Genomic DNA, 18,447 nt, shown 5'->3' with positions numbered 1-18,447 from the left:
CGGGCCGGTCAGGTTGGGATGCTCAGGCCGCCCAGTGTTTGGCGCAGGGCGGCCGCCTGGTCCCCGCCATTGGCCGCCTCGAATTCCCGCTGGGCTTCCCGCCACAGGGGGGTGCCCGCGCGCAGGGCCTCGCGGCCTTTGTCGGTCAGGGTGATTTCATGGCTGCGCCGGTCGGTGGGGCAGGGGGTGGTCTGGATCAGACCCTCCCGCTCCAGCGGGCGCAAATTCTTGCCGGTGGTGGTGCGGTCCAGATCCAGGCGCGCCGCCATCTCGTTCACCGACAGCGTGCCGGCCTCGTACACCATGGCCAGCATCGAGAACTGCGTTATGCGCAGACCGGTGGGCGCCAGCTTGGCGTCATAGAAATTGGTCATCCGCCGGGCCGCCCGTCGTAGGGCACCGCAGTTGCAATGGGCGACGCCGTCGCGCTGCTGGTCGAAACTCATTCCGCTCTCCTTACGCCGCTGTTCTATCAGGCGCTGGCGCATCGCGCCAGATAGGAGTATATGCCCGCATATAAGAGCATATCCTCCTATTTCATCCAGATGGGGACGAGAATCATGACCACCGACATCGGCACGACGCCGGCGGAAACCTTATCCGAGGCCGGGGAAGGCGCCCGGGTGGAGGCCAAGCCGGTGCCGCCCGCCCGCCACGCCCTGCTGCACGGGGCCATCGTGCCCACCATGCTGCGCCTGGCCCTGCCCACTATCGTGGTGCTGGTCATCCAGACGGCCGTCGGTGTGGCGGAGACGTATTACGTCAGCGCGCTGGGCACGGACGCCCTGGTGGGGGCGGCCCTGGTGCTGCCGGTATCCATGCTGATGACCATGGTGGCGGCCGGCGGCATCGGCGGCGGCGTGGCGGCGGCCGTATCGCGCGCCATGGGGGCGGGGCGGGTGCGCGACGCCAACGCCCTGGTATTCCACGCCTTGGTCCTGGCCGCCGCCTTCGGCCTGGTTTTCACCCTTGCGCTGCGGCTGGGCGGGCCGGCGCTGTACCGGTTGCTGGGCGGCACCGGCGGGGCGCTGGACGCGGCGCTGTCCTATTCCGGCTGGCTGTTCGCCGGCGCCGTGCCGGTGTGGATCATCAACCTGATGTCGGCCGTGCTGCGCGGCATCGGCAATGTGCGGGTGCCGGCGCTGGTCACCCTGGTGGGGGCGGCGGTCATGATCCCGCTGTCGCCTTTCCTGATCTTCGGCGTCGGCCCCATCCACGGTTTCGGTGTCGCCGGCGCCGGTATGGCGGTCAGCGGCTATTACACCGTGGCGGCGGTGGCGTTGCTGGCCTATCTGGTGCGCGGTCGCTCGGGCCTGACCCTGCGCCGCGTCCCGCTGGAGGGGCGCTTGTTCCGCGACATCCTGGGCGTGGGCGTCGTCTCGGCCCTCAGCGCCCTGCAGCTGAACCTGATCACCATTCTGGTGACCGGTGCCGTCGGCCGCTTCGGGACGGAGGCGCTGGCCGGGTTCGGCATGGGTTCCCGCCTCGACTACCTCTTGATTCCGCTGCTGTTCGGTCTGGGCACGGCGGTGCTGACCCTGGTGGGGACCGCCATGGGGGCGGGCAACCAGGCCCGGGCGCGCCGCGGCGCCTGGATCGGTGCCCTGATGGGTGCCGCGGTGACGGAGGCGATCGGCCTGGGCGTGGCGCTGTGGCCGTCCGCCTGGGTCAACCTGTTCAGCCATGACCCCGGCGTGCTGGCCCATGGCGCCCATTACTTGCGCACGGTGGGGCCAGTCTATGGCGCCGTGGGCCTGACCTTCATCCTGGGCTTCGCCTCCCAGGGCGGCGGCCGGCCCCTGTGGGCCTTCCTGGCCGGCACCTTGCGCCTGATTGTCGCGGCAGGGCTGGGCTGGCTGGCAGTGGGGCTGGGCGCCGGCCTCGACATTTTGTTCAGCCTGGTGGCTGCGGCCTCCCTGGCCTCCGCCGCGCTGTGTGTTGCCGCCACCCTCAGCGGCGCCATCTGGCGGCCGGGGCGGGAGTGACTCCATAAGTTGTATTAACTTCATATTGCAATCATTTAAGTTGACTCCGGGGCGGCCTCGGGCCAGAAAAGTTCGGCCAAGACAACGAAGCCGTGGCCTGACCACCCTGCCGCTCGGGAGGCGGCGCCCAGACGCCGGACCCGCCCCCCGGTCCGCAGGGACCGTGCTGTTTTTGACCATTCCATGATGTCAGGTCCCCGCCCCTGGGCGGGGCGGCCGCACCCGCGCGCCTTCCGCGACCCTTCGAAAACAGTGGCCCTTTCAAAACAGTGGGGAAAACGATGACGATCATTCAGCCTTATGGCGTTGCCATCACCCAGGCCATCGCGAGCGGCGACCTGGAGGAAATGAAGCGGGCCAAGGCCCTGGCCGAGGACCACGTCCAGCGTTACGGCGACATCCCGACGCTGCTGACGCACCTGAAAGCGGCCATCGCCAAGCTTGAGGCCGGCAAGACGCCCTGATTCCGAAGCCCGGACAGGGCCTTTTCACGTCCACAACTACAACTTATGAGGGATATATCATGAGTCACATCCCCCTTTATGCCGTCGCCGCCACCCAGGCCATCGCCAAGGGCGACCTGGCGCACCTGAAGAGCCTGCATGCCGAGGCTGAGAAGCACCTGCAGGAATACGGCGACGTCGCCACCGTGCTGCAGCTGCTGAAGGTTGAAATCGCCAAGGCCGAGGCCGCCAAGCCCTGATCCCAAGCGCCAAACCCGGGAGGAAAACCATGTCATCCGTTCACACTCTGTACGGCGTCGCCATCACCGACGCCATCGCCAAGGGCGACCTGGCGGAACTGAAGAAGCTGGCCGCCGAGGCCGAGGCGCATGTGCAACAATACGGCGACGTCCCCACCCTGCTGACGCATCTGAAGCTGGAGATCGCCAAGGCCGAGGCGCGCAAGCCCTGAGCCCGGTGCCGTCTTGAGGCCGGCCGGCGCTTACGGGTGCCGGCCGCTTTCCCGCCTATTTTTAAGGAACCCGCCCCATGAACACCAGCGCGTCCGCCCTGCCGCCTGCCCCGCAAGAGGCGCCCGTCCGTTTCCGCCGGATGGAGGATCACCACAACCTGGTGCCGGTGCATGTGGTGTGGGAGATCACGCTGGCCTGCAATCTGAAGTGCCAGCACTGCGGCTCCCGCGCCGGCCGGCCCCGTGCCGATGAGCTGACCACGGCGGAGGCGCTGGACCTGGTTGACCAACTGGCGGCCCTAGGCACGCGCGAGATGACCCTGATCGGGGGGGAGGCCTATCTGCGCCGCGACTGGATCGACATCGTGCGCCGCTGCCGCGACCATGGCATGCGCACCGCCATCCAGACCGGCGCCCGCAACCTGACCGACGCCCGCCTGGACCAGGCGGTAGCGGCCGGCCTGCAGGGGCTGGGCGTCTCCATCGATGGCTTGCCCGATCTGCACGACCGGGTGCGCGGCGTCCCCGGCTCCTACGACCAGGCCATCAGCGCGCTGCGCCGGGCCAAGGTGCTGGGCCTGGACGTGTCGGTCAACACCCAGATCGGGCCGGAGACGCCGGCCCATCTGCCGGACCTGATGGACCGCATCATCGAAGCGGGCGCCACCCACTGGCAGATCCAACTGACCGTGGCCATGGGCAACGCCGTCGACAACCCCGACCTGCTGCTGCAGCCCTATCAGCTGATCGACGTCATGCCCCTGCTGGCCCGCCTGTATCAGGAGGGGGTGGAGCGCGGGCTGCTGATGATCGTGGGCAACAACATCGGCTATTTCGGGCCCTATGAGCGCATGTGGCGCGGCTATGGCGATGAGACCATGCACTGGACCGGCTGTGCGGCCGGCCAGACCACCATCGGCATCGAGGCCGACGGTACCATCAAGGGCTGCCCCTCGCTGGCCACCTCGCTCTATTCCGCCGGTCATGTGCGCGACATGACGGTGGAGGACATTTGGCGCCACACCGAGCGCATCAGCTTCGGCCGCCTGCGCTCGGTGGAGGAGATGTGGGGCTATTGCCGCACCTGTTACTACGCCGACGCCTGCCGCGCCGGCTGCACCTGGACGTCCGAATCGCTATTGGGCCGGCGAGGCAACAACCCTTACTGCCACCACCGGGTGCTGGACCTGGCCAAGCACGGCCTGCGCGAGCGGGTGGTGAAGGTCAAGGAGGCGCCGCCAGAGAGCTTCGCCATTGGCGAATTCGCCCTGATCACCGAGGCCATCCCGGGCATGGAGGATGCGCCACCCCTGCCGGCACGCGACCCGGAACATGTCCACATCCACCCCCGCGAGCGCGCGGCGGGCGGCGGCACCACGCCGCCCAGGCTGGAGGTCTGCCGGGGCTGCGACCAGTACATCTGGCCGCACGAGGAGACCTGCCCCCATTGTGGCTCAGACGTGGCCGCCGAAGCCGCCCGCCACGCGGAGGACACCGTCCGCCGCCGTGCCCTGATAGAGCAGGCCAAGCGCTTCCTGGCAAGCCTGCAGACGGCGGGGATGGAGTGAGTTCTCGTCTTGGGATTGGACGCGGCGGTTTATTTATTAGCAGATAAATCCTGAATAATTATGGCCTTGTAAGTACTTGGCATTCAGCATTATAGAATGTCTGGCTCTGAATTTTATTCCCGATCTTATTTCGTGTCGCGGAATCGCTATTGGTCATCAGGAGATAATATCCTCTATATTTGAATAGAGTTTCCTTAGAGAAATCGCCATTAGCCTGTATTTCTTTAAATGTTATTTTGGACTCACTGAGATTTTGCTCCGCTCCAACTACCTGGCCAACTTTCTCAGATCCCTGGTATATGCCATCTGGGTCGGTATTTTCCTTGTCCGATGGAATTTGTTTTTCGATCGATGAATATATCTTTTGATTATTCTCATATTCATCATTCCACGCGCTATACACAACGTAAAAAACCCCTGAGATAATAAGAAAAACTTCAATCGTTGTGCGTGTTTTCTGGGGTATTACGCCAAATTTTTCGTGAATTACTGGAAAAAATCTTTTCAATATTTTATCAATAGCCAGAAGATAGCCACCTCCACACCACTTTAACAGGGGGATGATGGTAATGGAGATGTATGTAAATACATTGTTCATATTTTGGTCCCAGATGAAATAAGTTTATCTGATGTAATGGATGCAGGTCGAAATCCCCCTTCAAAAAGGGGTCAAATCACCAACGTAAATGCGATATCGTGCCAGCCGTTAGTGGCATCGTCCATAACTCGAATCGGCTGTTAGCTGATGATGGTTTTGAACACGCCCCGATCACTGCCGCCTTCCGGTGTCAGGATCAAGAGGGTGCAGCCAGCACGGATGCACCAGCGCTGATCGTGCAAATAGACCACACCTGGCCGCCCCGCGCCGCGCTCAGATCCAACGGGGGCGGCGACACGGGGCGGCCATTGCGGGTCCCGCTCCGCCGTCGGCGGCAGTTTCCAGGAAAGCAGACAACGCGGCCGACTGCCTGTCGGCCGCATGGCCCTGCGCCGAAAAGGTGATGGTGGTAAGGAGGCTGCCACCGGGGCCGGGTCCCGGCGGCGCATCAGCTCACACGCCCGCCTGCAGGCCCTTCACGAACTCCGACAGGCCCACCTGGCGGCGGCGCACCAGGCGTTCGGCGGTCAGGATGGCGTGGGCCTTGGCGACGGAGCTGTCCACGTCGTTGTTGATGATGACGTAGTCGTACTCGGCCCAGTGGCTCATCTCGTTGGACGCCTTGCTCATGCGCTTGGCGATTTCGGCCTGGCTGTCCTGGGCGCGGCTGGTCAGGCGGCGTTCCAGTTCGCGGGCCGACGGCGGCAGGATGAAGATGCTGACCAGGTCGTCGCGGGCCTTTTCCTTCAGCTGTTGCGTGCCCTGCCAGTCGATGTCGAACAGCACGTCGCGGCCGCCCGCCAGCGCCTGTTCCACCGGTTCGCGCGGGGTGCCGTAGTAGTTGTCGAAGACCTTGGCGTATTCCAGCAGCTTGCCCTGGTTCACCATCAGGTCGAACTCGGTGAGGCTGGTGAAGTGATAGTCGACGCCGGCAACCTCGCCCGGCCGCTTGGCGCGGGTGGTGGCGGAGACCGACATGGTCAGCTCGTCATCCTGCTCCAGCAGGCGGCGGGCGATGGTGGTCTTGCCCGCACCCGAGGGTGAGGACAGCACCAGCATCAGGCCGCGGCGGTGCATGTAGGGGGGCAGGGCGGGGGACGGGGTGTCGGCGGTCATCTCGGGCGTGCTCATTCGATATTCTGAACCTGTTCGCGGAACTGCTCGATCGTGGCCTTCAGCGACAGCCCGATGCGGGTCAGTTCCACGTCGGCGGACTTGGAACAGAGGGTGTTGGCCTCACGGTTGAACTCCTGGCACAGGAAGTCCAGCCGGCGCCCCACGGCCGCCCCCTCGGCCAGCATGTCGCGGGCCTGGGCGATATGGGCGCGCAGGCGGTCCAGCTCTTCCCGCACATCGGCCTTGGCGATCAGCAGCGCCGCCTCCTGGGCCAGGCGCTCCTCCGGCAGGGCTGGCACGGCCTCCAGCAGGGCCTGCACCTGGGTCTTCAGCTTGTCCCGGAGTGTCGCGGGCTGCAGCGCGGCGGTGCTGGCGGCGGCCTCGGTCAGCGACGCGATCTCATCCAGGTGGCCGGTCAGCACCGCGTGCAGGCGGGCGCCCTCGGCAGCGCGGGCGCCGGCCAGGGCCAGGATGGCCTGGGTCACGGTCTTACCGATGGCGGCCTCGAGTTCCGCCTGCTCCTCCGGCTGTTCCGACTCCTCGCCCGTGTCGATGACGCCGCGCACGGACAGCAGGGCGTCGATGCGGGGCGGCGCCGCGCCGGCGCCCTCGATCTCCCGCGCCAATTCCAGCACCTGGGCCAGCAACTCACGGTTCAGGCGCAGCGGGGCCGTGGTGGCGGTACGGTTGACGGTCAGGTTCAGGGTGACGTTGCCGCGACGGATCAGGCGGTTCACCTCCGCGCGGGCCAGGGCCTCGATGGCGTCGAAGCCGGAGGGCTGGCGGGTGCGCAGATCCAGCGCGCGGCCATTGACGCTCTTCACCTCGACGATCCACGAGGTGCCGCTGGCGGCACCTTCCGCGCGGGCGAAGCCGGTCATGCTGGCGAGGGGGGAAGTCTTGCTCAAAGGGCGGGTCCCCAAGGGAAGGAGGAAGGCGACAGGGACGCAACCTCCGCCGCGCTGCCGGCTGGACCGGCGGCGAGACATGCTGCATCGTCTTGAGGCTAGGGTTATAGCCCGTGGCGGCGGCGACAAACAAGCAAGGCCCGGGGGGGGGGGCCGGTTGCGGTAAGTGCGTGGCCCCATTGATGATGCGGGCTTCACCACGGGGACAACAGAGGGGGACGGGCGGTGCAGTCGCCGAACAGCATTCTGATCACCGGCGCCTCCAGCGGCATTGGCGAGGCCCTGGCCTTGGCCTATGCGGTGCGTGGGCGTCAGCTGTGGCTGACCGGCCGTGATTCGGCGCGGCTGGACGCGGTGGCCGACGCCGCGCGCGCCAAGGGTGCCCGGGTGACGGCGGCCACGCTGGACGTGCTCGACCGCCAAGCCCTGGCCGATTGGATCATCGCCGCCGACAACGGCGTGCCCATCGACCTAGCCATCGCCAACGCCGGCATCTCGGGCGGCACGGGCGGCGGGGATGCCGCCACCTCGGGCGAGACGGAGGAGCAGGCGCGCCGCATCCTGGCCGTGAACATCGAGGGTGTGCTGAACACCATCCACCCCCTGATCCCGCGCATGGTGGCGCGCAAACGGGGGCAATTGGCGCTGATGTCCTCGCTGGCCGCCTTCCGCGGCATGCCGGGGGCGCCCGCCTACTGCGCTTCCAAGGCGGCGGTGCGGTCGTATGGCGAGGGATTGCGGGGCGAGCTGATGGGCAAGGGGGTGCAGGTCAACGTCATCTGCCCCGGCTTCGTGCGCAGCCGCATGACGGCGGTAAACAGCTTCCCCATGCCCTTCCTGATGGACGCGGACAAGGCGGCGCGCATCGTGGTGGCGGGGCTGGCCGCCAACCGGGCGCGCATCGCCTTCCCCTGGCCCACCTATGCCGTGTCCTGGCTGCTGGGCGTCCTGCCCCCCGGCCTGACCGACGCCCTGCTGGCCCAGGCCCCGCGCAAGGTTTAGGGCGCCAACCCGGTGATGGCGTCAGCCAACCTGTCCAACTCTGCCTCCGTCGTCAGATAGCTCAGGGACGCGCGGGCGATTTCCGTCAGGCCGCGCGTCGTCATGTCCAGCGGTGTGTAGGGCACGCCGTTGGCGCCCAGGGTCAGGCCCTGGTCCATCAGCCGGGCGCGCACCGCGGAGCCCGCCAAGCCCTCCACCGTGAAGGACACCAGGCCGCTGCGGGTTTCCGGATCGCCGATGTCGCGCACGGTGACGCCGGGGATGCCCTCCAGGCGTCCCCGCAGCCCCTGCGCCAAATGGTGGATGCGGGCGCGGATGTGGTCGATGCCTAGTGCCAGGGCTTGTTCCAGGGCGTTGCCCAGGCCCAGCTGCAGGGCCACCGAGGCCTCCGACGATTCCAGGCGGCGGGCGTCGTCGCGGGGCGACACCGGGCCATGGTCTGCCCCCAAATGCGTGGCCCAGGGCGAGGACTGCACGTCCAGCCAGGCGGGCGTAACCTTGTCCAGGAAGTCGCGGCGGACATACAGCAGGGCGGTGCCGCGCGGGCCGCGCAGGTGCTTGCGCCCCGGCGCCTTCAGCATGTCGCAGCCCAGCGCCAGCACGTCCACGGGGATTTGCCCCACCACCTGGGCGGCGTCGATAACATAGGGAATGCCGGCGGCGCGGGTCACCCGGCCCACCGCCGCCGCGTCATTGACCAAGCCGCCGTTGGCAGCCCCCCAGGTCAGGCTGACCAGGCGCACGCGGTCGTCGATCAGGCCGGCCAGGGCGTCGGCGTCCACCCGGCCGTCCTCCAGGCTGGGAATCACCTCCACCCCGGCGCCGGCGCGGGCGGCCTTGTCGCGCAGGGTGGTCAGGTTGCCGCCCCATTCCTGGCGACCCACCAGAACTCGGTCACCGGGGCGCAAGGGCGGCAGGCTGGCGATGGCGGTGCCCCAGGCGGCGGAGCCACCGGTGGCGAAGGCGATTTCCTCCGGGGTGGCGTTCAGCAGGGTGGCCGCCGCCGCGCGCGTCCGCGCCACGCCGTCCGCCGCCATCACCGCCGCTTCCATGGGGCCGACCTCGGCCTCCAGGGCCAGATGATCGGTGATGGCCGCCAGGGTGCGGCGGGAGGACAGGCTGGCGCCGGCGTGGTTGAAGTGCACGCGGGGGCCAGCGCAGCCGGGCGTATCGGTGCGCAGCGCTTCGATCAGGGCATCGGTCAGGACGGGCATGGGGGTCACTCCGCCAATTCGATGATGGCCTCGACCTCCACCGCCGCGCCGCGCGGCAGGGCGGCGGCGCCGACGGCGGAGCGGGCGTGGCGCCCGGCCTCGCCGAACACCGCCACCATCAGGTCAGATGCGCCGTTGGCCACCAGCGGCTGCTGGGTGAAGTCCGGCGCGCTGGCGACGAAGACGGTCAGCTTGGCCACCTGGCGCACCTTGGCCAGATCATCGCCCGCCGCCTTGGCGACGTGGGCGATGACGTTCAGGGCCGCGGCCTGGGCCGCCCGCACGCCATCCTCCACGGCGACCTGGTCCCCCAGCCGGCCCTGGGCGCCCGCCGGATCGATCTGCCCCGCCACGAACAGCAAGGGGCCCACCCGGGTGGTGGAGACATAGTTGGCGGCGGGGCTGGAGGGCTGCGGCAGGGTCAGGCCCAGGGACTGGACCTTTCCGGCGATTGAGATGGGCATGGCGCGGCATTCCTTGACGGCGGAATTCAGTAATGTGGCGCCAGGATGCCCGCCGCCAACGTTCGCCGCCAATTCAAAGGTGCACGGGGGAGTGATCGATCTGGCTCATGGGTTGGTCGCAGGCTACAGTGTGGCCCATGCGTCTGTCCCCCATCCTGCCGCCCCTGCCGGCCCTGCGCGCCTTCGAGGCGGCCGCCCGGCTGCTCAGCTTTCGCCAGGCGGGGGAGGAACTGCTGATCACCCAAAGCGCCGTCAGCCACCACATCCGCCAGCTGGAGGACAGCCTGGGGGCGCCCCTGTTCCTCCGCCACGCCCGGGGTGTGACCTTGACGGAGGCGGGGGCCCAGTATCTGGCGGCGGTGCGCCAAGCCTTCGGCCTGATCGCGGAGGCCACGCGCGAGGTGCGGGCCCACGCCACGCGCCAGGCGCTGCGGGTCAGCATGGTGCCGTCCTTCGCCGCCAATTGGCTGGTGCCGCGCCTGGACCGCTTTGCCGCCGCCCACCCGGACATCGACCTGATCCTGGACCCCACGCTGCGCAAGGTGGACGTGCCGAATGGCGAGGCCGACATCGGCATCCGCTATGGCGCGGGGCCCGAGCCCGGCGACGGTTTGGCGGGCCGGTTGCTGCACATGGATCGCCTGGCACCCGTGGCCGCACCCGCCCTTCTGCGGCGCGGGCCGCCGCTCCGGGCGCCGGGTGACCTCCTCACCCATCCGCTGCTGTTCACCATCCGCCCGCTGGAGTGGCGGGTGTGGGCGGCGGCGGCGGGCGTGGAGTTGCAGGCGGCCCGCACGGTGCAGCTGACCGACTACAACATCGTGCTGCAGGCGGCGGTGGAGGGACAGGGTGTGGCCATGGGCCGGGCGCTGCTGGTCCAGGATCGTGTGCGGGCCGGCACGCTGGTGTCGCTGTTCCCGGAGGTGGTGGTGGAGACGCCCCAGGTGGCCCACTGGCTGGTCTGGGCGGCGGCGCGGGCGCCCACGCCGGCCATGACGGCCTTCATCGGCTGGATCGTGGCGGCGGTGGCCGATGCCGCCCCGGCCGCCCCTGGCGGCATGCTTGATGTCGCCCCGGCCGCCTCCGGCGGCATGCTTGATGTCGGGTGAAACGGTCTCTAGACTGCAAACATAAGTCGTGGTGGTCCTGCGACGATCTTGGGGTGCTCTGTCCACTGCCTGGGCGTCTTGGGGTTGGTTGGGAAAAGGCTCCTTGGCATCACATGCAGATGGTCGACCGGATCAGGACGCGGGCGTGGGTGCGGGCGCGGCCAAGCTGCGTACGCTGGAACTTGGCCGTTTCCTTGCCGCGACCATCATCGTCCTGACCCACCTCCTCCTGTGGGTGAACAAGTTGGCGGCCGCTGGCGCGGATCCGCTCCTGGGCGGATGGCGGCCCCCTGGGGCGTTCGGCGTGACCTATTTCTTCGTGCTGTCCGGCTTTGTCATGATGACGGCCCATCATGGGGATTGGGGTGATGCCGCCGCCGTGCCGCGATTCTGGTGGCGGCGGCTATGCCGCATCTATCCCACTTATTGGCTGGCCTTGCTGATCCCGGTTTACTACCTGCACAGCACCGTGGCGCCGGCGTCGCTGGCGCAGATGTATCTGCTCTCGCCCTGGCACGATAAGGACTTCATTCCCGCCGCCTGGTCGTTGCGCCATGAGTTGGTGTTCTATTTCTTTTTTGGCTTGGCGTTGATGCCACGCGTCGGCCGTCCCATCCTGGCCCTCTGGATCGGCGCCACCCTTTGGCGATGGGTGCCGTGGCCGGCGTTGGACATGCTGCGCCTGCCGCATCCCACCTGGCTCAATCACGTGGTGGAAACCTATCTGGGCGAGCGGCTTTTCAGTTACTTCAATTTTTATTTCATCGCGGGCCTGGCCGCCGGCTGGATCTTCCTCAAACGCCGCCCGGGTCCGCAGGCCAGCCTGGCCCTGCTGGCGCTGGGCGTGGTGACCATTCTGGCGACGTTGCCGGAGATCGATTGGGGCAGGGACTATGGGACGCCGGCCATGATGATGCGGATGTCCGTCCTGTTCGCCGTCACGCTGCTGGGGCTGGTGGGGCTGGAACGTCATGGCATGCTGCGACTGGGCCGTCTCGCCGATCGGGCGGGCGCCTTGTCCTATCCCCTCTATATTCTTCACATGCCGCTGCTGCTGGCGCTGGAATTGAACCTGCCGGCGTTCACTGCGGGCGGGTGGGCCCTGCGCGGGCTGTTCCTCGCCGGCCTTTTGCTGCTCTACGCCGCTTCCCTGCTGGTCAGCGTCACGTTCGACCAGCCGATGCAGCGCGCGTTGCGTGCCCTTGGGCGGTATCTGGGGGGATTGAGGGCGCGGCCAACGGCCGATTCCCTCTCCGAGGAGGCGGTGGCGCCGCAGCCCCCCAGCTTCTGACGCGTCGCGCCTCAGTCCCGCGTATAGCCCCACACCGCCGCCGGCGGAATGTTGGAGACGGCCCAGCCCAGGCGCTTGCCCGACAGGTGCAGGGCCTGGCGGCGCAGGGGGGAGCGCAGGGAATAGGTGAAGGACAGGAATTGCCGGCCCTTGGGCATGACGGCATAGGCCTCATCCATGATAAGGCGCTGCGCTTCCGCCGGGATCAGGATCATGGGGATGCCACAGACGATGGTGCCGACCTTGCCCACCCATTGCGGCGGCAGCAGGCTGCGCACGTCCTTCACATCGCCCAGCAGCACTGTGACGCCGGGGAACTTGGCCGTCATGTAGGCGTGCAACTCCTTGTCCCGCTCGATGACGAACAGGCGCGAGGCGGGGATGCCGGAGTCCAGCAGGGCCTTGGTGATGGCGCCCGTGCCGCCGCCATACTCCACGACAATCTCATCCGCTTCGCGCCGCACATGGCGGGCCATCAGGCGGCCCAGCGACGGTGCCGAGGGGGTGATGGAAGCGATGGAGACGGGGTTGGCGGCCCAGCGGCGGAAGAACAGCCAAGCGGGGTTCTCATTGGCCGGGCTCTGCGCCCGGGGCGAATGGCCGCGCGGCTGGCAGCTCTTGGCGGAACCCCGGGCGGCGAATTTCTTGCCGTTCAAGGTCGTCTCGGCGCGGTCGGTCGGCATGGTTCAGGCGTTCCTCAGCATCGGCATTCCAGCGGCGGTGCGCCCAAACCGGGGCGTCAAGGCTCTGTTCAGGTCGGTACTCAGGGGCCCCAGGCCCCCGAAACGGTCGCGTGCACGGAACATAGGGGCAGAGATGGCACGCACCGCTCCGATTTGCAATGACGGGTGTGTTACACCCCCGTTTCCGTTACGCAATTTCGGATTAGACTTTAGGAGCGAGGTGCGGCAGTGGGGCGCAGGGCACGGGGTGCCGGGTGGATTCGGGTGTAGCTCATGCTCCCGCCGCCATCGCTTCCTCCAGCTGTTCCGACAGGGTCAGCCAGGCTTCCTCGGCGGCGTCCAGGTCCTTCTGCACCTGGCCCAGCTCGATCTGCAGCTTGGTCACGGCCTCCTTCGGGCCTTGGTACAGCGCGGGGTCGGCCAGCTTCTCATCCAGCTTGGCCTTCTTGGTGCCCAGCTGGCCCATGCGCTTTTCCGCGTCCTCCACCTTGCGGCGCAGGGGGGCCAGCTGCTGGCGCAGCTCGGCGGCGGCCCGCCGCTCTTCCTTGCGGTCGCGGCCGGCGGCAGGGGTGACATCGCGGGAGGCGCTGTCGCTGCGCCGCTGGTCCAGCAGCCAGGCGCGGTATTCGTCCAGGTCGCCATCATAGGGCTTGCACGTGCCGTCGGCCACCAGCCACAGCCGGTCGGCCGTCAGCTCCACCAGGTGCGGGTCATGGCTGATGAGGATGACGGCGCCCTGATAGCCGTTGATGGCCTCCACCAGGGCCTCGCGGCTGTCGATGTCCAGGTGGTTGGTCGGCTCGTCCAGCAGCAGGATGCCCGGCGCCTCGCGGCTCATCAGCGCGAACAGCAGGCGCGCCTTCTCCCCACCCGACAGGTCGCGGATCAGGGTGTCGGCCTTCACCTGGGGGAAGCCGAAGCGGCCCAGGTGGTTGCGCACCTGCTGCTCGGTGGTGCCCTTCATGGCGGCTTGGGTCTGCTGCACCGGCGTCCAGGCCAGGTTCAGCTCTTCCGCCTGGTGCTGGGCGAAGTAGCCGACCTTCAGCTTGGAGGACCGTCGGACCTCGCCGCCCATCGGGGCTAGCCGCCCGGCCAGCATCTTCACCAGCGTGGACTTGCCGTTGCCGTTGGCGCCCAGCAGGGCGATGCGATCCTCAGGATCGATGCGCAGGTTCAGGTTGCGCAGGATGGCCTTGTCGCCATAGCCGACGACGGCGCCGTCCATGTTGATCAGCGGCGGCGACAACTCCTCGGGCGAGGGGAAATCGAACCGGGTGCGGTGCTCCTCCAGCACGGTGATGGCCGGGCCCAGCTTCTCCAGCGCCTTCAGGCGGCTTTGCGCCTGCTTGGCCTTGGTGGCCTTGGCGCGGAAGCGGTCCACGAAGTCCTGCATGTGCTTGCGCTGGGCTTCCTGCTTGGCCGACTGGGCCTTCAGGTTCTCCAGTTTGGCGGCGCGCACTGTGACGAACTGGTCATAGCCGCCGCTGTAGGCGGTCAGCTTCTGCTGATCCAGGTGGATGGTCGTGGTCGGGACCTTGTTCAGCAGCTCCCGGTCATGGCTGATCAGCAGGATGGTGTGGGGGTAGTTCTTGAGATAGCTCTCCAGCCACACCGTGGCTTCCAGGTCCAGATGGTTGGTCGGCTCGTCCAGCAGCAGCAGGTCGGGCTGGGTGAACAGCACGCCGGCCAGCGCCACGCGCATGCGCCAGCCGCCGGAGAAGTCGGCGCACGGCCGTTGCTGCGCCGCGGCGTCGAAGCCCAGGCCGGACAGGATTTGCGCCGCCCGCGCCTCCGCCGAATGGGCGCCGATGTCGGCCAGGCGGGTATGCACCTCCGCGATGCGGGTGGGATCGGTGGCGGTCTCCGCCTCCGCCAGCAGGGCGGTGCGTTCCGTGTCCGCCGCCATGACCGTGTCCAGCAGGCTGGTGGCGCCGGCCGGCACCTCCTGCCGCACCATGCCCATGCGCACGCCGCCGGGCAGGGTGATCTCCCCGCCGTCGGGGTGCAGCTCTCCCGCGATCAGCTTGAACAGGGTGGACTTCCCCGTGCCGTTGCGCCCCACCAGCGCCACCTTGTGGCCCTTGGGCACGACGACGGAGGCCTGATCCAGAAGGGTGCGGCCGGCGATGCGGTAGGTCAGGTCGGTGATGGTCAGCATGGCGGCCCTCTTAGCATGAGGCGCGCCAGAAGGCACTGCTCAGCTTAAGCGGTCAGGTCTCAGAAAGGTGAACTGTACAGTACGTATATAATGTACCTAATATACGTCATGAGTTATTGAGGAGCTGTGTCTATGGTCGCTAAGCGATCGAGCATTGAAGCCTTGCCCCGGCGCAACGCCACCCAAGTGCGCAGCCGCTGGGCAGAGGTGGCGCGGGAAGTGCAGGCCAGCGGCAGCGTGGCCATCACCAACCATGATCGGGTGGAAATGGTGTTGGTTTCGGCTGAGGAATACGAACGGCTGGCGACCAAGGCCGCTGGCGGTCTGGCGCAACAGCAGGCTACCTTGGATCGGTTGGTTGCACAGTTCGATGCGGAATTGGCCACGCTGCGGGAGCCCGGGGCCAAGGATCGGCTTGAGGACATGCTGGCATCCCGAGGCCAGGGTGGGCCTCGACCGAAGGCGGGCTATTCATATTGAGCGACCCCAGGCCCTTCATTGTGGTGTTGGCGGGCGTGAACGGCGCTGGCAAAAGCTCTGTCGGTGGTACGATCTTGGCGACCCACGGCCTATCGTTCTTTAACCCGGACACGATGGCCCGTCGAATAGTCGCGCAAACCGGGATTGGGCCCGAGGCTGCGGATGTGCGGGCCGGGCGCCAGGGCTTGAGCAACCTCCGCCAAGCTATTGCGGATGTAACCAGCTACGCATTCGAGACGACGCTGAGCGGAAACGCCATTCCTTCCCTATTGCTGAAGGCGGCGGCCACGCATCGGATCATCATGCTGTATTGTGGATTGGAAGCGGTGGAGCTGCATCTGCGGCGGGTCGCTCAGCGCGTGGCCTTCGGTGGGCATGCCATCCCGGAAGCTAAGATACGGGAACGCTGGGTTACGTCTCGCGCCAATCTGGTCCGTATCCTGCCGGTGATTAGTCACCTTCAGCTTTTCGACAATAGTTTTACTGTCGGGGCGGGTGACGACATCCCGCCGGCGCGATTGGTCCTGGAGATGCGGGACCGTGAAATTTTTGTGCCACCGGCCGGGGACTGGGCTGCGCTGGCGTCCATTCCAAACTGGGCAAAGCCCATTTTCCAGGCGGCGCGCGACCTGGCAAAGGGGCCGGGTGGTGCCGAAAAGGCCTGACGGCTGCGCATCGCGGGCAGAGCGACGCCTGTTGCGGCCCCGCGTGCGCCCGTATATAACGCCGCCACTTTCGAGATTCCTCGTATCAAATCCCAGGAGATCCGGCCATGGCCGTCGAACAGACCTTCTCGATCATTAAGCCCGACGCCACCCGTCGCAACCTGACCGGCAAGATCAACGCCAAGTTCGAGGAAGCCGGCCTGCGCATCGTCGCGCAGAAGCGCATCCAGATGACCAAGCAGCAGGCCGAGAAGTTCTATGAGGTGCACGCCGCCCGCCCGTTCTACGGCGACCTGGTGTCCTTCATGACCTCCGGCCCGGTGGTCGTGCAGGTCCTGGAAGGTGAGAACGCCGTGGCCCGCAACCGCGAGATCATGGGCGCCACCAACCCGGCCAACGCCGACGCCGGCACCATCCGCAAGGAATTCGCGGAATCGATCGAAGCCAACTCCGTCCACGGCTCCGACAGCCTGGAGAACGCGAAGATCGAGATCGCCTACTTCTTCGCCGGCACCGAGATCGTCGGCTGACCGCCGGCGTCACGGATGACGATTTAAGGGAAGCGGCCCTGGGGGATGCCTCGGGGCCGCTTTTCTTTTGGCCGCGCCGGCCCCTCCTGGGTGTCAGGGCGGCGGCAACCATGGGTTTAGGGGATTGGAAACGGTGGAATTTTGCCATTAAATTAGGCAGCGGCAGGCGCTGGCGCGGTTTTGCGCATTTTTCTGGCCGCGCGGTCAAAAAAAACCTGACCAAATGGTCAAATTCATGTCACTCTCCATTCTATAAATTACGGGCTATAGAATACGGGTCCGCCTGGCCGACAGGGGCCGGGCGCCTGCTGGGAGAGTGGCTTTGGCACAGCGTCACGACGGCTTCGGCATCCATCCCTCCATCCCCCACGCGGCCCCCGACGGCCGTGGGGCCGGCCCGGGCTTGAGCGGCAGCGTCCCGAACAACATGGACGCCTTCTGGATGCCGTTCACGGCCAACCGCCAGTTCAAGAAGGCGCCGCGGCTGTTCGTGGGTGCCAAGGACATGCACTACACCACCGACGACGGGCGCCAGGTGCTGGACGGCACTGCCGGCCTGTGGTGCGTGAACGCCGGCCATTGCCGGCCCGAGATCGTTCAGGCGGTGCAGGCCCAGGTGGCGGCCATGGACTACGCCCCCGCCTTCCAGATGGGCCATCCGGGCGCCTTCGAGCTGGCGGCGCAGCTGGCGGCCCTGCTGCCCACCGGCATGGACAAGGTGTTCTTCACCAATTCCGGTTCCGAATCCGTGGACACGGCGCTGAAGGTGGCGCTCGCCTACCACCGCGCCCGGGGGGAGGGGACGCGCACCCGCTTCATCGGGCGCGAACGCGGCTACCACGGCGTGGGCTTCGGCGGCATCTCTGTCGGCGGCATCGTCACCAACCGCAAGTTCTTCGGGCCTATGCTGGCCGGTGTCGACCATCTGCCGCACACCCATGACAAGGCGCGCCAGGCCTTCACCAAGGGTCAGCCGGAATGGGGCGCGCACCTGGCGGATGAGCTGGAGCGCATCGTCACCCTGCACGACGCCTCCACCATCGCCGCCGTGATCGTGGAGCCGGTGGCGGGGTCCACCGGCGTGCTGCTGCCGCCCAAAGGCTACCTGGAAAAGCTGCGGGCCATCTGCGACCGCCACGGCATCCTGCTGATCTTCGATGAGGTCATCACCGGCTTCGGCCGCCTGGGCGCGCCCTTCGCCACCGACTATTTCGGCGTGGTGCCGGACATCATCACGGCGGCCAAGGGCCTGACCAACGCCACCGTCCCCATGGGCGCCGTGTTCTTCAAGAACCACATCTACGACGCCTTCATGACCGGGCCGGAGAACGCCATTGAGCTGTTCCACGGCTACACCTATTCCGGCCACCCGCTGGCCACCGCCGCGGGCCTGGCGACCCTGAAGATCTACAAGGAAGAAGGGCTGCTGACCCGGGGGGCGGAGCTGGCGTCCTATTGGCAGGAGGCGGCGCACAGCCTGCGCGGCCTGCCCCATGTCATCGACGTGCGCAATCTGGGCCTGATCGCCGGCATCGAGCTGGAGCCCATCGCCGGCAAGCCCACGGCGCGCGCCTTTGACGCCTTCCTGCGGGCCTTCGAGAAGGGTCTGCTGATCCGCACCACCGGCGACATCATCGCCCTGTCGCCGCCGCTGATTATCGAGAAAAGCCACATCGACCAAATCTTCGGCACGCTGGCCGAGGTGCTGCGCGACCTGCCGTGAGGATTGGCGATCCAAAAGGGGCAGAGTGGCTCGGCAGA

20 protein-coding genes are annotated in these 18,447 nt (G+C 67.1%); 12 read left to right on the top strand and 8 right to left on the bottom strand.

What is annotated here, in order from left to right; all coding sequences use genetic code 11:
* Positions 1–8 precede the first annotated feature (8 nt).
* Complete coding sequence (locus FBZ88_RS01310; protein ID WP_145615046.1) at positions 9–446, bottom strand: MarR family winged helix-turn-helix transcriptional regulator; 438 nt, start codon at positions 444–446, stop codon at positions 9–11.
* A gap of 114 nt (positions 447–560) precedes the next feature.
* On the opposite strand from FBZ88_RS01310, the gene FBZ88_RS01305 reads away from it, so the two are divergent.
* The 5 genes from FBZ88_RS01305 to FBZ88_RS01285 all read left to right on the top strand — a co-directional run bounded on the left by FBZ88_RS01305 (position 561) and on the right by FBZ88_RS01285 (position 4,468).
* Positions 561–1,985, top strand: coding sequence for an MATE family efflux transporter (locus tag FBZ88_RS01305; RefSeq protein ID WP_145615045.1), 1,425 nt, complete (start codon positions 561–563; stop codon positions 1,983–1,985).
* A gap of 281 nt (positions 1,986–2,266) precedes the next feature.
* Positions 2,267–2,449 (top strand): DUF1843 domain-containing protein, encoded by a 183-nt coding sequence (locus tag FBZ88_RS01300; protein WP_040847170.1) that lies wholly within the window; start codon positions 2,267–2,269, stop codon positions 2,447–2,449.
* Positions 2,450–2,508: 59 nt separating this feature from the next.
* Positions 2,509–2,688 carry a DUF1843 domain-containing protein gene (locus tag FBZ88_RS01295; protein ID WP_088873150.1) on the top strand — a complete coding sequence of 60 codons (180 nt, stop codon included), beginning with the start codon at positions 2,509–2,511 and terminating at the stop codon, positions 2,686–2,688.
* Between the two features lie 29 nt (positions 2,689–2,717).
* Positions 2,718–2,900, top strand: a complete 183-nt coding sequence (locus FBZ88_RS01290) for a DUF1843 domain-containing protein (RefSeq protein WP_040847175.1) — start codon at positions 2,718–2,720, stop codon at positions 2,898–2,900.
* A 77-nt stretch (positions 2,901–2,977) separates the two neighbouring features.
* Entirely contained in the window at positions 2,978–4,468 is a 1,491-nt protein-coding gene (locus FBZ88_RS01285; RefSeq protein WP_145615044.1) for a GDL motif peptide-associated radical SAM/SPASM maturase, read from the top strand.
* 58 nt (positions 4,469–4,526) lie between these two features.
* Here the strand turns inward: FBZ88_RS01285 and FBZ88_RS01280 are convergent, their stop codons facing one another.
* The 3 genes from FBZ88_RS01280 to FBZ88_RS01270 form a co-directional block, all read right to left on the bottom strand.
* Positions 4,527–5,066, bottom strand: coding sequence for a hypothetical protein (locus FBZ88_RS01280; protein WP_145615043.1), 540 nt, complete (start codon positions 5,064–5,066; stop codon positions 4,527–4,529).
* Between the two features lie 453 nt (positions 5,067–5,519).
* Complete coding sequence (gmk, locus tag FBZ88_RS01275; protein ID WP_088873152.1) at positions 5,520–6,182, bottom strand: guanylate kinase; 663 nt, start codon at positions 6,180–6,182, stop codon at positions 5,520–5,522.
* Between the two features lie 11 nt (positions 6,183–6,193).
* Positions 6,194–7,063, bottom strand: a complete 870-nt coding sequence (locus FBZ88_RS01270; protein WP_145615290.1) for a YicC/YloC family endoribonuclease — start codon at positions 7,061–7,063, stop codon at positions 6,194–6,196.
* A gap of 252 nt (positions 7,064–7,315) precedes the next feature.
* On the opposite strand from FBZ88_RS01270, the gene FBZ88_RS01265 reads away from it, so the two are divergent.
* Positions 7,316–8,092 carry an SDR family NAD(P)-dependent oxidoreductase gene (locus FBZ88_RS01265; protein ID WP_145615041.1) on the top strand — a complete coding sequence of 259 codons (777 nt, stop codon included), beginning with the start codon at positions 7,316–7,318 and terminating at the stop codon, positions 8,090–8,092.
* Here FBZ88_RS01265 and FBZ88_RS01260 read toward each other — a convergent pair.
* Both FBZ88_RS01260 and FBZ88_RS01255 read right to left on the bottom strand, forming a co-directional pair.
* Positions 8,089–9,306, bottom strand: a complete 1,218-nt coding sequence (locus tag FBZ88_RS01260; protein WP_145615040.1) for an aminotransferase class V-fold PLP-dependent enzyme — start codon at positions 9,304–9,306, stop codon at positions 8,089–8,091. The two genes, FBZ88_RS01265 and FBZ88_RS01260, sit on opposite strands and share 4 nt — an antisense overlap.
* 5 nt (positions 9,307–9,311) lie before the next feature.
* The gene (locus FBZ88_RS01255) at positions 9,312–9,770 is read right to left on the bottom strand and encodes a RidA family protein (RefSeq protein ID WP_145615039.1); all 459 of its coding nucleotides are present in this window, start codon (positions 9,768–9,770) and stop codon (positions 9,312–9,314) included.
* A 137-nt stretch (positions 9,771–9,907) separates the two neighbouring features.
* Here FBZ88_RS01255 and gcvA point away from each other — a divergent pair, with 137 nt between their 5' ends.
* Together gcvA and FBZ88_RS01245 are read left to right on the top strand one after the other, a co-directional pair.
* Complete coding sequence (gene gcvA / locus FBZ88_RS01250; RefSeq protein WP_145615038.1) at positions 9,908–10,879, top strand: transcriptional regulator GcvA; 972 nt, start codon at positions 9,908–9,910, stop codon at positions 10,877–10,879.
* A gap of 28 nt (positions 10,880–10,907) precedes the next feature.
* Positions 10,908–12,170, top strand: coding sequence for an acyltransferase family protein (locus FBZ88_RS01245; protein ID WP_145615037.1), 1,263 nt, complete (start codon positions 10,908–10,910; stop codon positions 12,168–12,170).
* 11 nt (positions 12,171–12,181) lie between these two features.
* On the opposite strand, the gene FBZ88_RS01240 is transcribed toward FBZ88_RS01245, so the two are convergent.
* Both FBZ88_RS01240 and FBZ88_RS01235 read right to left on the bottom strand, forming a co-directional pair.
* Positions 12,182–12,853 carry a class I SAM-dependent methyltransferase gene (locus FBZ88_RS01240; RefSeq protein WP_246138439.1) on the bottom strand — a complete coding sequence of 224 codons (672 nt, stop codon included), beginning with the start codon at positions 12,851–12,853 and terminating at the stop codon, positions 12,182–12,184.
* Positions 12,854–13,124: 271 nt separating this feature from the next.
* Positions 13,125–15,011 (bottom strand): ABC-F family ATP-binding cassette domain-containing protein, encoded by a 1,887-nt coding sequence (locus tag FBZ88_RS01235; protein WP_145610177.1) that lies wholly within the window; start codon positions 15,009–15,011, stop codon positions 13,125–13,127.
* 132 nt (positions 15,012–15,143) lie between these two features.
* Between FBZ88_RS01235 and FBZ88_RS01230 the strand changes: the two genes are divergently transcribed.
* The 4 genes from FBZ88_RS01230 to aptA all read left to right on the top strand — a co-directional run bounded on the left by FBZ88_RS01230 (position 15,144) and on the right by aptA (position 18,409).
* Positions 15,144–15,491 carry a type II toxin-antitoxin system Phd/YefM family antitoxin gene (locus FBZ88_RS01230; RefSeq protein ID WP_145615036.1) on the top strand — a complete coding sequence of 116 codons (348 nt, stop codon included), beginning with the start codon at positions 15,144–15,146 and terminating at the stop codon, positions 15,489–15,491.
* The gene (locus FBZ88_RS01225; RefSeq protein ID WP_211102468.1) at positions 15,488–16,156 is read left to right on the top strand and encodes an ATPase; all 669 of its coding nucleotides are present in this window, start codon (positions 15,488–15,490) and stop codon (positions 16,154–16,156) included. The genes FBZ88_RS01230 and FBZ88_RS01225 overlap by 4 nt, the downstream gene beginning before the upstream one ends.
* Positions 16,157–16,263: 107 nt before the next feature.
* Positions 16,264–16,686, top strand: a complete 423-nt coding sequence (ndk, locus tag FBZ88_RS01220) for a nucleoside-diphosphate kinase (RefSeq protein ID WP_040844830.1) — start codon at positions 16,264–16,266, stop codon at positions 16,684–16,686.
* A gap of 427 nt (positions 16,687–17,113) precedes the next feature.
* The gene (gene aptA / locus FBZ88_RS01215; protein WP_145615289.1) at positions 17,114–18,409 is read left to right on the top strand and encodes an omega-aminotransferase AptA; all 1,296 of its coding nucleotides are present in this window, start codon (positions 17,114–17,116) and stop codon (positions 18,407–18,409) included.
* Positions 18,410–18,447: the final 38 nt, after the last annotated feature.

Origin of the sequence: Nitrospirillum bahiense (genome assembly GCF_007828025.1) — a bacterium.
Classification (GTDB): Bacteria; Pseudomonadota; Alphaproteobacteria; order Azospirillales; family Azospirillaceae; genus Nitrospirillum; species Nitrospirillum amazonense.
Note: the sequence above shows the minus strand (reverse complement) of the source record. Positions and strands in the feature narration are given on the sequence as shown.